The sequence below is a fragment of the Mesorhizobium sp. NBSH29 genome (genome assembly GCF_015500055.1).
Classification (GTDB): Bacteria; Pseudomonadota; Alphaproteobacteria; order Rhizobiales; family Rhizobiaceae; genus Neomesorhizobium.
The window spans coordinates 1,384,348-1,396,272 of the sequence record NZ_CP045492.1; the positions used below are offsets into that span (position 1 = coordinate 1,384,348).

At 57.9% G+C, this 11,925-nt stretch carries 16 protein-coding genes; 12 read left to right on the top strand and 4 right to left on the bottom strand.

Annotated features, from left to right (window positions below; translation table 11 throughout):
* The first annotated feature begins 112 nt into the window (after positions 1-112).
* The 5 genes from GA830_RS06860 (at position 113) to GA830_RS06880 (ending at position 5,495) form a co-directional block, all read left to right on the top strand.
* Positions 113-1,018 carry a glycosyltransferase family 2 protein gene (locus GA830_RS06860; protein ID WP_195164312.1) on the top strand — a complete coding sequence of 302 codons (906 nt, stop codon included), beginning with the start codon at positions 113-115 and terminating at the stop codon, positions 1,016-1,018.
* Entirely contained in the window at positions 1,005-1,838 is an 834-nt protein-coding gene (locus tag GA830_RS06865) for a glycosyltransferase (RefSeq protein WP_258045583.1), read from the top strand. The genes GA830_RS06860 and GA830_RS06865 overlap by 14 nt, the downstream gene beginning before the upstream one ends.
* A 131-nt stretch (positions 1,839-1,969) precedes the next feature.
* Positions 1,970-2,902 carry a TAXI family TRAP transporter solute-binding subunit gene (locus GA830_RS06870; RefSeq protein ID WP_374939309.1) on the top strand — a complete coding sequence of 311 codons (933 nt, stop codon included), beginning with the start codon at positions 1,970-1,972 and terminating at the stop codon, positions 2,900-2,902.
* 132 nt (positions 2,903-3,034) lie between these two features.
* Positions 3,035-5,128, top strand: a complete 2,094-nt coding sequence (locus GA830_RS06875; RefSeq protein ID WP_195164314.1) for a TRAP transporter permease — start codon at positions 3,035-3,037, stop codon at positions 5,126-5,128.
* 43 nt (positions 5,129-5,171) lie between these two features.
* Positions 5,172-5,495, top strand: coding sequence for a DUF1850 domain-containing protein (locus GA830_RS06880; protein WP_258045651.1), 324 nt, complete (start codon positions 5,172-5,174; stop codon positions 5,493-5,495).
* 56 nt (positions 5,496-5,551) lie between these two features.
* Here the strand turns inward: GA830_RS06880 and GA830_RS19840 are convergent, their stop codons facing one another.
* Entirely contained in the window at positions 5,552-5,707 is a 156-nt protein-coding gene (locus tag GA830_RS19840; protein ID WP_210330853.1) for a hypothetical protein, read from the bottom strand.
* Positions 5,708-6,049: 342 nt separating this feature from the next.
* Between GA830_RS19840 and GA830_RS06885 the strand changes: the two genes are divergently transcribed.
* Positions 6,050-6,556 (top strand): YciE/YciF ferroxidase family protein, encoded by a 507-nt coding sequence (locus GA830_RS06885; RefSeq protein ID WP_195164316.1) that lies wholly within the window; start codon positions 6,050-6,052, stop codon positions 6,554-6,556.
* A 45-nt stretch (positions 6,557-6,601) separates the two neighbouring features.
* On the opposite strand, the gene GA830_RS06890 is transcribed toward GA830_RS06885, so the two are convergent.
* Positions 6,602-7,285, bottom strand: coding sequence for an ArsR/SmtB family transcription factor (locus GA830_RS06890; RefSeq protein WP_195164317.1), 684 nt, complete (start codon positions 7,283-7,285; stop codon positions 6,602-6,604).
* Here GA830_RS06890 and GA830_RS06895 point away from each other — a divergent pair.
* From GA830_RS06895 to GA830_RS06905, 3 genes are all read left to right on the top strand, one after another.
* Positions 7,284-7,562: a DUF1127 domain-containing protein gene (locus GA830_RS06895; protein ID WP_195164318.1), complete on the top strand. Its 279-nt coding sequence runs from the start codon at positions 7,284-7,286 to the stop codon at positions 7,560-7,562. The two genes, GA830_RS06890 and GA830_RS06895, sit on opposite strands and share 2 nt — an antisense overlap.
* A 74-nt stretch (positions 7,563-7,636) precedes the next feature.
* Positions 7,637-7,978, top strand: coding sequence for an NIPSNAP family protein (locus GA830_RS06900; protein ID WP_195164823.1), 342 nt, complete (start codon positions 7,637-7,639; stop codon positions 7,976-7,978).
* A complete protein-coding gene (locus tag GA830_RS06905) occupies positions 7,975-8,322 on the top strand; it encodes an antibiotic biosynthesis monooxygenase family protein (RefSeq protein WP_195164319.1) in 348 nt (115 codons plus the stop codon). Before GA830_RS06900 ends, GA830_RS06905 begins: the two co-directional genes overlap by 4 nt.
* 3 nt (positions 8,323-8,325) lie before the next feature.
* Here GA830_RS06905 and mbfA read toward each other — a convergent pair whose 3' ends face one another.
* A complete protein-coding gene (gene mbfA, locus GA830_RS06910) occupies positions 8,326-9,309 on the bottom strand; it encodes an iron exporter MbfA (protein ID WP_195164320.1) in 984 nt (327 codons plus the stop codon).
* Between the two features lie 161 nt (positions 9,310-9,470).
* Here mbfA and GA830_RS06915 point away from each other — a divergent pair, with 161 nt between their 5' ends.
* The 3 genes from GA830_RS06915 to GA830_RS06925 all read left to right on the top strand — a co-directional run bounded on the left by GA830_RS06915 (position 9,471) and on the right by GA830_RS06925 (position 11,349).
* Positions 9,471-10,463 carry a threonine ammonia-lyase gene (locus GA830_RS06915; RefSeq protein ID WP_374939298.1) on the top strand — a complete coding sequence of 331 codons (993 nt, stop codon included), beginning with the start codon at positions 9,471-9,473 and terminating at the stop codon, positions 10,461-10,463.
* 105 nt (positions 10,464-10,568) lie between these two features.
* The gene (locus GA830_RS06920) at positions 10,569-10,994 is read left to right on the top strand and encodes a MerR family transcriptional regulator (RefSeq protein WP_195164321.1); all 426 of its coding nucleotides are present in this window, start codon (positions 10,569-10,571) and stop codon (positions 10,992-10,994) included.
* The gene (locus tag GA830_RS06925) at positions 10,933-11,349 is read left to right on the top strand and encodes a carboxymuconolactone decarboxylase family protein (protein WP_195164322.1); all 417 of its coding nucleotides are present in this window, start codon (positions 10,933-10,935) and stop codon (positions 11,347-11,349) included. The genes GA830_RS06920 and GA830_RS06925 overlap by 62 nt, the downstream gene beginning before the upstream one ends.
* Positions 11,350-11,438: 89 nt before the next feature.
* Here GA830_RS06925 and GA830_RS06930 read toward each other — a convergent pair whose 3' ends face one another.
* Positions 11,439-11,753, bottom strand: coding sequence for a hypothetical protein (locus tag GA830_RS06930; protein ID WP_195164323.1), 315 nt, complete (start codon positions 11,751-11,753; stop codon positions 11,439-11,441).
* Positions 11,754-11,925: the final 172 nt, after the last annotated feature.

The window sequence follows — 11,925 nt, forward strand, 5'->3', positions numbered from 1 at the left end:
GCACCGATGCTTACATTTGCGCGCTTTCTGACGGCGTGCACCTAGCCTGTTTCCCGGTGTGGATCAATATGCTAGCCATCAGACATAACCGTCACGCGAACTCCAACAATTGATGAAACCACTTACAGGCCAGCCGTCCATTGTCGGTGTGATCGTCAGCTATAGACCTGATGTGGAGGTTTTGAGGCAACTTGTCGAAGCCGTCGTCAATCAGGTCGATCGCCTGCTCATTGTCGACAACGGGATGCAGGTGCGGGCTGATACCGCCGCGTCTGAGAAGATCGAAATCATCACGCTCGGCGATAACCTCGGCATAGCGCGGGCGCAAAATGAAGGCATCGCTCGAGCAAGGAGCCTTGGCGCAACGCACGTGCTGCTGCTTGACCAGGACAGCATCCCCGAAGCCGACATGGTAGTGAAGCTGCTGGCTGCTCTGCAGTCACTGGAAACCACCGGTGTCAGCGTGGCATGTGTTGGCCCCAACTATCAGGATGATAGGCACGCCAACGCGAAACCGTTTGTCCGGTTGAAGTATCTCCATTTCAAACGGCAGCCATGCGCCGGCGACTTGGTGGAAGTCGATTTTCTGATCGCGTCAGGTTGTCTCATCACGATGTCGGCGCTGGATACAGTGGGCCCGATGGCGGATGATCTGTTCATTGATTACGTCGACATCGAATGGGGTCTGCGGGCACAGTCCATTGGACTGAAGTCCTACGGCGTTTGCACGGCCAGCATGCGTCACGCACTTGGAGATTCCGCAATCCGACTGGGAACCAAAAGCATTCCGGTTCACAGCCCGCTTCGCCAGTATTACAATGTGCGCAATACGCTCTGGCTCTGCCGGCGCGACTTTATTTCCTGGCAATATCGCGCGGCTTTGATGTTGAGGCTGGTTTACTATGCAGGGTTCTACACTGTGCTGGTACCGCCGCGCATAACGCGCCTGCGTATGATGGCGTCCGGCCTCTATGACGGAATTTTGAACCGCATGGGGAAATATCGTGGCAAAAACTAAAGCGCTGTCCCGGAAGGCAATGGATGGATGGGATATTACAATCTGCATCGTCACGTTCCGGCCCGACATTGCTGAAGTCCACGCCACCTGTACCGCACTTGTCAGCGCCCTGAGTGCCATCCCTCACCTCACTGCAAAGCTCTTTATCATCGACAATTCGCCACCTGACGCGCTGGCCAAGGGTCTGCCGGCTGCACTTTCAGGATGCGAGGTCGAAATCATCGCCGGGCATGGCAATATCGGCTTTGGCGCGGCCAATAATCAGGTTCTGGGGCGCACCGGCACCTATCATCTGGTGCTCAATCCTGATGTTGAGATGGACAAGAGTGCTCTTGCCGAGGCCATGGCCTACATGAGCGCTACGCCTGATTGCGGCCTCATCTCGCCGCAGGCCACCTGGCCGGATGGACGGCGTCAATATCTGGCCAAGCGGTTCCCGGAACCCTTTGATCTGCTCATCCGTGGCTTTGCGCCACTATGGCTTCGCAAACTCTTTGAGGCGCGCCTGTCCCGCTATGAGATGAGACGGGAAACCGATGCCGAAAAGCCATTTGCAGCCCCTATCGTTAGTGGCTGCTTCATGTTTTTTCGCGGCAATTTGTTTGAAAAATTGCGCGGCTTCGACCCGCGCTATTTTCTTTACTTCGAGGATTTCGACCTGTCACTTCGCGCGTCAGAGTGCACCAAAGTGATCCATCTTCCGGCTGTCAAAATTGTCCATGGCGGTGGCAATGCCGCATCCAAGGGGTTTTGGCATATCAGACAATTCCTCCGCTCGAGTTGGGTTTTCTATTCGTCCCATGGGCTGCGTGAGTCATAAACCATCCCATCCCATCCCAATTGCGCATTGGCATTCGCGTGGCAATCCTTAAACTGGGCTGCGAGGCGGTCGGCATGTCTGACTGCTCGTGTTATCTATAGGAGGAAAGACGAATGACATTTAGACCCAAAATGCTTGTGTTTGGTGCACTGGCGCTGTCGTTGACGGCGGTTCCCGTCAAGGCACAGGAATTCATCAACGTTTTGACCGGCGGCACGTCCGGAGTCTATTACCCGCTGGGAGTTGGACTTTCGGAAATCTACGGCAAGGGTATCGAGGGCGCGCGTACCCAGGTGCAGGCTACCAAGGCTTCGGTCGAGAACCTCAATCTGTTGCAGCAGGGCAAGGGCGAGATCGCCTTCGCGCTGGGTGATTCCGTAAAGCTGGCTGCAGAAGGCAATAAGGAAGCCGGCTATCCCGGCAAGCTAGACAAGCTTCGTGGCATAGCTGCTATTTACCCAAACTACATCCAGATTGTCGCCAACGCCGAATCGGGCATCAAGACGCTGGCGGACTTGAAGGGCAAGAGCCTGTCAGTTGGCGCTCCTGCTTCCGGCACCGAGCTGAATGCACGCGCCATTTTCGAGGCGGCCGGCATGAAGTATGAGGATCTGGGCAAGGTCGAATATCTGCCGTTCGCCGAATCGGTCGAGCTCATTAAGAACCGCCAGCTGGATGCCACGCTTCAGTCGGCAGGTCTTGGCGTTGCCTCTATCCGCGATCTGGCGACCTCGCTGAAGATCAATGTGGTGGCCGTGCCAGCGAGCGACGTCGAAAAGATCGGTGCGCCTTTCCTGTCGGTGACGATCCCTGCTGGCACTTATGACGGCCAGACTGAAGATGTGCCTACGGCTGCAGTTGGCAATTTCCTCGTCTCGCACTCGGACGTTTCCGACGAGACCGCCTATCAGATGACCAAGCTTCTGTTCGAAAACCTGCCGCAGCTTTCAGCTGCGCATGCGGCTGCAAAGGCTATCGATCCAGCAAAGGCGCTGGTCGGCATGCCGATCCCGCTACATCCTGGCGCCGAGCGTTACTACAAGGAAGCGGGCATCCTGAAATAGGCTCGCCTCTCGCTCTGGCGAACGGTTACACAACTAGAATCCGGTCGCTTCAGAAAGCGGCCGGATTTCTGGCACTGCCCAACCAGCTGGAGCGGCAATACTCCCGCAACATTGTCGTACTGGAACGAACCAATGAGCGAACCTGCTGTCATGACATCTGCCGCGCCTGTCGAAGTGCCGCATGAAGGTCTGCCACCCGGCTTTGGCCTGGGCATCGCCGGCAAGGTCGCGTTTAGCATTGCCGTCGTATTCTCGCTGTTTCAGCTTTACACAGCCGCCTATGGGGCACTGCCTAGCCAGGTCGTGCGCTCCATGCATGTCGGCTTCCTGCTTTTGCTCGGGTTTGGACTGATCGCTAATCTGCGCGCGGTTTCCCCGCTGGCAAGAAGCTGGTTCTGGGGCCTTGGTTTTTTGGGCTTCCTCACCGGCGTCTACAATTGGGTGTTCTATGTGGACATCATCCAGCGCACCGGCTTCCTCACTCGGACCGACCTGGTGATAGGCACACTTCTCATTGCTTTGGTGTTTGAGGCGTCGCGCCGAATCATGGGTCTACCACTGGCGCTAATTGCCGGTATTTTCCTGCTTTATTGCTTTTTCGGCAATTATCTGCCGGCTCCCTTTATCCATCGTGGGTATGATTTCGAGCAGATCATCGAAAACTTCGCCTTCGGCACCGAGGGGATATACGGCACGCCGATCTACGTCTCGGCGGCCTACATCTTCATTTTCGTAGTTTTTGCCACGTTCCTCGAAAAGGCGGGCATGATTGCGCTGTTTAACGATTTTGCGCTCGGCCTCGTCGGCTCCTGGCGTGGCGGGCCGGCGCAGGTGTCGGTGCTGTCTTCGGCTTTGATGGGTACGATTTCGGGATCGGGTGTTGCCAATGTGGTAGCCAGTGGCCAGTTCACCATCCCGCTGATGAAGCGCTTTGGCTTTCGTCCTGCCTTTGCCGGCGCTGTGGAAGCGACCGCGTCGATGGGTGGCCAGATAATGCCCCCGGTCATGGGCGCTGTGGCGTTCATCATGGCCGAAACCCTTAACGTCCCCTACGCCGATATCGTCAAGGCGGCTATCATCCCGGCAATGCTCTATTTCGGTGCGTGCTTCTGGCAGGTCCATCTGGAGTCCGGCAAAGCCGGTCTTGGCGGGTTGGACAAGGCTTCGCTCCCCAACCCCTGGGCAGCCGTGCGCCTGCATTGGCCGCTGCTTCTGCCGCTTGCGGCGCTCGTATATCTCCTGTTTGCCGGGTATACACCTATTTTCGCGGGCACCATGGGTCTTGCCCTCACCGTAGTTCTCATCCTCGGAACGCCGCTGGCGGCACTCATCGGGCCGCTGGCTTTCCGCCTTGTTTTCTGGCTGGCGATCGGCCTGGGTGCCGCGTCTTTCATGAAATATGGGGTCGATATTCTGAGCCTCGTCATCCTTGCTTTGCTTATTGCTTGCGCCACGTTCAAAGGCGGGCGGGAAACTATCCGAATCTGCATCGAATCGCTGGCCGAAGGCGCACGTAACGCACTGCCTGTGGGCATCGCCTGCGCCATAGTCGGTATTGTCATTGGTACGCTGACGCTGACCGGTATCGCCTCCACCTTCATTGGCTTCATCATCTCCATCGGCAAGGACCAGCTATTCCTGTCGCTGGTGCTGACCATGCTCACCTGCCTGGTTCTTGGCATGGGCATCCCGACCATCCCCAACTACATCATCACCTCGTCGCTGGCGGGGCCGGCGCTGCTGGAACTCGGCGTGCCTCTCATTGTCAGCCATATGTTTGTTTTCTATTTCGGCATCATGGCAGACTTGACGCCACCGGTTGCGCTGGCTGCTTTCGCGGCAGCACCGATTGCTAAGGAGTCCGGTCTAAAAATCGGCATTCAAGCGTCGAAATTAGCCGTTGCAGGCTTCGTTGTACCCTTCATGGCTGTCTACACTCCGGCCTTGATGCTTCAGGATGCCGGACCGGTCGCTGCTGCTTACGGATACCCGGTCGAGGTTGCCTATATCCTGCTCAAGGCATGTCTGGGCATCGTGTTGTGGGGCGCCGCAGCGGTTGGGTTCCTGTTTGCTCGTATGGCAGTTTGGGAGCGGCTGATGGCCCTTGCGGCAGGCCTCCTGTTGGTAATGGCGCTACCGACCACGGATGAGGCGGGCTTTGCGCTTGCAGCGTTGTGCATTGGTTTGCACTGGTGGCGCTCGCGCAAGGCTGTCCGGGCCGCATGACGTGAGCGGCCTCTGTATCCTGGCCGCGGGCAAGATTGCCTTCATGGCAACGACAGTCTTCACGCTATCCTGGACCCATTCGGTGGAGAAAACCCGCTGGGAGGAAGACTGGAAACTGAAGCCGGCCGGGCTGCAAATCATCACAGCCCGCGTAAAGGGTTCAGGCGCAGGCATGGAGCCTGCGCCTGACGCAATTCTAGTTGACGGGTGGTGGACTTATCGGCCCGCTGTGCCGATCCAAAACCAGCTCGTGCTGGCGGCTTCGGGGGCGACAGTGTCAGGCTGGCAGATTTGCGGCGGGGGAAAGTGCAGGACCATTGGCACAAACGCGGACGAACCGGTTGTGCTCAAGCCGTGTGACGGGTGACCGTGCTTGCGGCGATAGGCTTTGAGCGCGGCGCTCTGCGCGGCGAACGCGGTGTGTCAGCGAAACGTGGCGGGCGTGTCAAACGCGCCCCCGTTTCGGCGGGCAAAGGCAGGGCCAGGTCCACGCATATAATGGCGCTCGGGACGATAGGTGGGTGCAACGAATTCGCGAAGCGCGACGCTGTAGCGTGAAATGAGATTCCAGTATGCCATTGTCTTGATCCCTGGCCGTCGAGCTTTCTCGTCGGAGTTGGGGTGACCCTACGCGACAGGAGTGAATACTCCGTGAACGCGATGTTAAGATTTCGCCAAAAGTGACTGTAATCATGGCGGAAATCCGGCTGATTCGGGGTTTAAGTTCGACCACAGCACTACGCCTCACGGTTGTGATATTTCAGCCACAGATACCGCGAGCGTCGTCCGCAACCGCATTTTTTTCCACAGACTAAGTTTGTAAGGAACGTCTTGATCGCCACCTGCGTTGGGGAGCCAAGGGGGATTGAACACCCATGCATCACACCTCGATGCATCCAACCAACCAGAAGGACGAATACCATGGGCTTCTTTTCGAAGGACATTAAAACTCTTGACGACCTTTTCGTACATACGCTGCGCGATATCTATTATGCAGAGAAAGAGATCAAGAAGGCGCTGCCGGACATGATCGAGAAGGCGACCAGCACGGAACTTAAAAACGGCTTCGAGATGCATCTGCGCGAGACCGAAGGACACATCGACCGCCTTGAGCAGGTCTTCGAGATGCACGGCGAAAAGGCCAAGGCGGTCAACTGCCCTGCCATTGACGGAATCCTGAAAGAAGCCAATGAAGTTGCTGGCGACATTGACGACAAGCAGGTGCTGGATGCAGCCCTCATCGCGGCCGCGCAGGCTGTGGAACATTATGAGATGACCCGCTACGGCACGCTTGTCGAGTGGGCGAAGCAACTGGGCCGCGATGACTGCGCGGCGGTGCTGAAGAAGAACCTCGACGAGGAAAAAGCCACCGACAAGAAGCTGACGGTTCTGGCCGAAAGCTCGGTCAATCTGGCTGCAGCTGAATAGCTATTGCCTACATAATGAAAAAGCCGGCCGTCGTGGCCGGCTTTTTCATGCGTGCAGGAAGATTTTCGTGAAAGTCTGCATCCCCTTGGGCGAGAAGATTACGGCGCGGCTGTGCGCATCCCGTCTGGCCCACCGTTCGGCAAGTATCTTGTCGTAAATGGCTGCTCCCAAGGTTCCAGCCAGATGTGCACGACGCACAGACCAGTCGAGGCAGGACCGGCACATCGGCCGCCGCCCTTTTTGCGCAGCCAGGGGATCGATGCCTACGGCTTCAAAGAAGTGTTCGCCCTCGGCTCCAATCGTGATGTCATTTCCATCCCGCACCAGAACATTCCTAGTCAGAAAACCATCCAGCATTGCCACCGCGTGATGGCCAGCAAGGTGATCGTAGCAGACCCGTGCCTCGCGCATTGATGCGTCGCGCGGGCCTGGTCGTACGCGTCTGGGACCGACCGTGGCTGCAACGCCCATGATGGCTTCAAGCATCGCCGCGATCTGCGGGCCGGATAACCCATAATAGCGGTGGCGTCCCTCAGCGGCGAGCGACAACAAGCCGCCCTCCATCAACTTGGACAGATGGGAACTCGCGGTTTGCACCGTCACCCCTGCCTCGAGTGCCAGTTCGCTGGCCGTCAGCGCACCACCTCCCATCAGCGCCGTCAGCATATTGGCACGCGCCGGGTCGCCAACGAGACTGGCTATCCGGGCGATGTCAGGACCTTCTCTCATGGTTCGATCTCCATCGAAGTATTCCTGCGAAAATGACATTATTCTGGTGCCAGATCAAGGAGACAAAGATGGCACTGCCGATCCCTGTTCGCCGGTACTATCGCAGACACGGGTTGCGCTGAAGGCTGTGTTGCGCGTGGCGAGCACACTTACCGGCTGGTGGAACCGGCACAAACAGCGTGCCTGTGTGTATGAATTGGAAGACCATCTCCTAGACGATATCGGCCTTACCCGCGACCAGGTCGAGCGGGAATGCCGCAAGCCATTCTGGCGGTGAGTATATCCCGCCGCCAATCCCAAAACTTCGACAGCAGTCGAACTGTTTATCACCACGGCAAACAAGGAGACACCATGGGCATCACCTGTTTCATCCGCTATCAGATCGACCCGTTCCGCCGCGCTGCGTTCGAGCACTATGCGCGCAACTGGGGTCAGGCGATCCCCGCTTGCGGGGCAGAGCTCTTCGGTTACTTCGCGCCACATGAAGGTTCTGCCACGACTGCATACGGCGTCTACACGGTCGAGAACCTGGCCGCGTACGAATCCTATCGGGCAAAGCTGGCCTCCCACCCGCTCGGGCAGGAGAACTACGCATTTGCCAAGCGCGAAAGGTTCATCCTGAAAGAGGACCGGATATTTCTCAAGCTGGCCTCAGGTCCGCATGCGCATTCAGCAGAGGAACCAAAACCATGATCGCCGTCCTGTTTGAAGCAACGCCGGCACCTGGCCGACGTGATGCCTATCTTGGAATCGCTGCCGATCTGCGGCCTGTCCTCGAAGGGATGGACGGCTTTTTGTCCATTGAACGGTTCCAAAGCCTGTCCGACCCCGAGAGGGTTCTGTCTCTCTCTTTCTGGCGTGATGAGGAAGCCGTCGCAGCCTGGCGCAACACACAAGACCACCGCCAGGCGCAGAAAGCCGGGCGAGGTGGAGTTTTCTCCGATTATCGGCTACGCATCGCTCGTGTGGTGCGCGATTATAGCCAGACCGAGCGGGCGCAGGCGCCAGCCGACAGCCGCGTTGAGCACGAGGCCTGACCGTCAGGCGTTACCGATCAGCACGCCTGCCGCAAACACCAGGGCGCCGCCCAGCACCACCTGCATGGCGGCCCGCCAGAAAGGCGTATCCATGTAGCGGTTCTGGATGAAGGCAATGGCCCAGAGCTCAACGAACACAATCACACCGGCAATGATGGTGGCTGTCCAGAAGTGCGGGATGAGATAGGGCAGAGCGTGTCCCAGCCCGCCAACCGTCGTCATAATACCAGTGGTCAAGCCGCGCTTGATCGGCGAACCGCGCCCTGACAGCCTGCCGTCATCGGAGGCGACTTCGGTGAACCCCATCGAAATACCGGCACCGATGGAGGCGGCTAGGCCGACCAGAAAGGTCTGCCACGTGTCATGCGTGGCGAAGGCGGCGGCAAAAATTGGTGCGAGTGTCGAGACCGAACCGTCCATCAGCCCGGCGAGGCCAGGCTGGATGTAGGTCAGCAGGAATTGCCGTTTTTCGCTGTCTCTCTCCTCTTCCGCAATTTCTCCTGGAACATGCCTCTGCTCCAGCTTGCGCGCCAGCGATTCATGGTTCTGTTCTGCCGCGGCAAGGTCACCCAGTAATTTGCGCGTCAAGGCATCGCTGGTTCGCTTGGCGGCTTCCTCATAAAAGCGCTGTGCCTGCCGCTCCATGTCCGCCGCCTGCTCTCGCACCTTGTCGATACCGAGAGGGCGAACTAGCCAGTCAGGCTTGCGCTCGAAATAGCCGCGCACATGGTCGCGCCTGATCAGCGGAATCGTTTCGCCAAAGCGCTTCCGATGCGTCTCGATCAGCGCAGCGCGATGGCCGTCTTCCTCATCGGCCATATCGTCAAACACTTTGGCCGACTGCGGATAATCTGCCCGCAATCCTTCGGCATAGGAGCGATAGATGCGCCCGTCATCCTCCTCGGAGGAAATGGCAAGCGCCAGGATTTCCTGCTCGGAAAGACTGTCAAAGTCGCGGCGACCACCGCTTAGAAAACGCATCAGCATGACAAGGTCCAATTTTAGAATGGTTCTAATCTAGCGTTCCTATTTAATCGCGTCAACGGGCGTCGCGCGCTTGCCGAAGCGAATTGTTTGAGAGACAAGTTTGGGCTTGCCTGGCAACCCCGGCGCGCCTTATCGAATGCGGTTCAGTTGGAGATGATGTAATGATGGACACCGGTAGAACGCCACTTCCTGGAATTGCGGATATTCGCGCCGCGGCGGCGCGGTTGGAAGGGCTGATCGTCAACACCGGGTTGATCGAATCCGAATTTCTCAACGAAAAATACGGCGCCCGTATCTTGTTCAAGCCGGAAAACCTGCAGCGGACAGGTTCCTTTAAGATTCGTGGTGCCTACAATAAGATCTCGTCCCTACCAGACGAACAGCGCCGCAATGGCGTGGTGGCGTTTTCGTCGGGAAACCACGCACAGGGCGTTGCCCGCACCGCCCAGCTGTTTGGTATCAAGGCGGTCATCGCCATGCCTTCGGATGCACCGTTCTCCAAGGTTGACAATGTGCGCCGTATGGGTGCCGAAGTGATCCCATTTGACCGCTTTGGCGCCGACCGCATGGCGGTCGTTGCGCCCTACCGCGAGCGCGGCATGGCTCTGGTTCCTCCCTTCGACGACCCGGCCATCATCGCCGGGCAAGGCACAATTGGCTTGGAAGTGCTGGAAGACGCTAGACAGAAAAGTGTTCATATCGACGCGGTGATCGTCCCCTGCGGTGGCGGCGGGATGATCGGTGGCATTTCACTGGCAATGAAAGATGGATCGCCAGACAGCGAAATTTGGGCCGCCGAGCCCGAAAACTTCGACGACATGCGGCGCTCTCTAGAAGCCGGCAGACGTATGTCCAACCTGCCTGGCCACGCCTCAATCTGTGATGCTATCCTGACAGCAGAACCTGGTGAATTCACCTTCGAGATCAATCGGCACACCTTGGCCGGTGGCATTGCAGTTTCCGATGATGCGACCATCGAGGCAATGCGCGATCTCGCAAGCGCGCTCAAACTGGTGGTTGAACCGGGTGGCGCGGTTGGCCTCGCAGCGCTTGGCTCAGGGCAGGTCGACTTTGCCGGCAAATGCGTCGTTGTTGTTTTGTCTGGTGGCAACGTCGATCTCGGAAGCTATGCAAAAATCATCGCAAAAAGCTAAGTGCAGGACAGAAACTCGAGTTTACACCGGGCACAAGAAGAACGCTTGACTTAGAGTGCGCTCCAACCCGTAGGGTCACCACCGTCGAGACGAAAGACAGGCGTTATGCGTATCGGGGAACTGGCAAGGCGTTCGGGATTATCTGCCCATACGATCCGCTATTACGAACGGATCGGGCTACTCCCCTATGCCGACAGGAACCGCGCCCACCATCGCGACTACGACGCGTCGATCCTCACCTGGATCGCATTTCTGCACCGGCTGAAGACGACAGGAATGCCCATTCGTGAGATGCTGCGCTATGCGGCCCTTCGTGAGAGCGGTGAGGGTACGGAAGCGGAGCGACGTGCTGTGCTAGAAGCGCATCGCACGCGGGTTCGCGCGCACGTGAACGCATTGCAAGCTTGCCTAACCGTCCTTGACACCAAGATCGCCGGCTATGCCGGCCCCTCAAAAAGGACCAGGGACAATGACGCACAATCCATCAAACCCCGAGAGCAGGCTGGAACGCGGCAAGCGCGCGCTCGCTGAGATCGACGGGGAGGCCGGGCAGAACGTCGTGGCAGCTCTGGCCGACATTGCGCCCGATTTCGCAACCTATATTTTGGAGTTTCCTTTTGGTGACATCTATTCGCGGAAAGGTCTTGACCTTCGCGCTCGCGAGGTGGCGACAATCGCCGCGCTGACTGCCATGGGCAATGCAGCCCCGCAATTGAAGGTGCATATCGAAGCCGGACTAAACGTGGGCCTCACGCGGGACGAGATTGTCGAGATCATCATGCAGATGGCAGTTTATGCCGGTTTTCCAGCTGCCCTCAATGGGCTGTCCGCCGCCAAGGAGGTTTTCGCAAAACTGTCTACCGCAGACTCCGTTGACGTTAGGTAGCAGTTCATTGACCATGTCAGATCGCAACCATAACCGGACGTAGCGGCGTTCTTGGTCTGGCGTCCTTAAGGACGCCAGACCATAGCTCTCTAGCGGTAAACCGGGCAGCCCCGGTCGCGACCGAAGGTAACTACCACGTTGTTGCCATTGCGGGCGCGTCCGCGAACCTTGATCACACGGGGGTTTGAGGCCAGAACACGGGCGCGTCTGAGGCCCATACCCTCCGCCTTGCGTGTTGCCTGCATTTCGTTGCAACCGCGTTGCGGCCGCTGTGGCCTATGTGAACGATAATCGGGCCGTCCGTGCTGGCGCATCTCCTGGGCCGAAGACGGTCCAGAAAGCACAGGCAACGCCGTCACCGCCATCGCGACTGCGAGCGCCGCATTGATGAAAAAATTCCGCATGTCAAATTGACTCCATGGATAACCATCCAGCTCGTTCATCGAACCGAATGTTTCAGGTTTCACTTCCAGATAACTCAGAACGAGGCTGCTAATGCTCTTTTCGAATGCAGCGCGACGTTGTGTGATTCGCCACGCGCACGGCCCGGCGACGATATGAACGAATGAACTGTGA

What these genes read in the sequence shown, in the direction of transcription:
- GA830_RS06860 (WP_195164312.1), top strand. Translation starts at nt 113, where the DNA reads ATGAAACCACTTACAGGCCAGCCGTCCATTGTCGGTGTGATCGTCAGC.
- GA830_RS06870 (WP_374939309.1), top strand. Translation starts at nt 1,970, where the DNA reads ATGCTTGTGTTTGGTGCACTGGCGCTGTCGTTGACGGCGGTTCCCGTC.
- GA830_RS06875 (WP_195164314.1), top strand. Translation starts at nt 3,035, where the DNA reads ATGAGCGAACCTGCTGTCATGACATCTGCCGCGCCTGTCGAAGTGCCG.
- GA830_RS06880 (WP_258045651.1), top strand. Translation starts at nt 5,172, where the DNA reads ATGGCAACGACAGTCTTCACGCTATCCTGGACCCATTCGGTGGAGAAA.
- GA830_RS19840 (WP_210330853.1), bottom strand. Translation starts at nt 5,707, where the DNA reads ATGGCATACTGGAATCTCATTTCACGCTACAGCGTCGCGCTTCGCGAA.
- GA830_RS06885 (WP_195164316.1), top strand. Translation starts at nt 6,050, where the DNA reads ATGGGCTTCTTTTCGAAGGACATTAAAACTCTTGACGACCTTTTCGTA.
- GA830_RS06895 (WP_195164318.1), top strand. Translation starts at nt 7,284, where the DNA reads ATGGTTCGATCTCCATCGAAGTATTCCTGCGAAAATGACATTATTCTG.
- GA830_RS06890 (WP_195164317.1), bottom strand. Translation starts at nt 7,285, where the DNA reads ATGAGAGAAGGTCCTGACATCGCCCGGATAGCCAGTCTCGTTGGCGAC.
- GA830_RS06900 (WP_195164823.1), top strand. Translation starts at nt 7,637, where the DNA reads ATGGGCATCACCTGTTTCATCCGCTATCAGATCGACCCGTTCCGCCGC.
- GA830_RS06905 (WP_195164319.1), top strand. Translation starts at nt 7,975, where the DNA reads ATGATCGCCGTCCTGTTTGAAGCAACGCCGGCACCTGGCCGACGTGAT.
- mbfA (WP_195164320.1), bottom strand. Translation starts at nt 9,309, where the DNA reads ATGCTGATGCGTTTTCTAAGCGGTGGTCGCCGCGACTTTGACAGTCTT.
- GA830_RS06915 (WP_374939298.1), top strand. Translation starts at nt 9,471, where the DNA reads ATGATGGACACCGGTAGAACGCCACTTCCTGGAATTGCGGATATTCGC.
- GA830_RS06920 (WP_195164321.1), top strand. Translation starts at nt 10,569, where the DNA reads ATGCGTATCGGGGAACTGGCAAGGCGTTCGGGATTATCTGCCCATACG.
- GA830_RS06925 (WP_195164322.1), top strand. Translation starts at nt 10,933, where the DNA reads ATGACGCACAATCCATCAAACCCCGAGAGCAGGCTGGAACGCGGCAAG.
- GA830_RS06930 (WP_195164323.1), bottom strand. Translation starts at nt 11,753, where the DNA reads ATGCGGAATTTTTTCATCAATGCGGCGCTCGCAGTCGCGATGGCGGTG.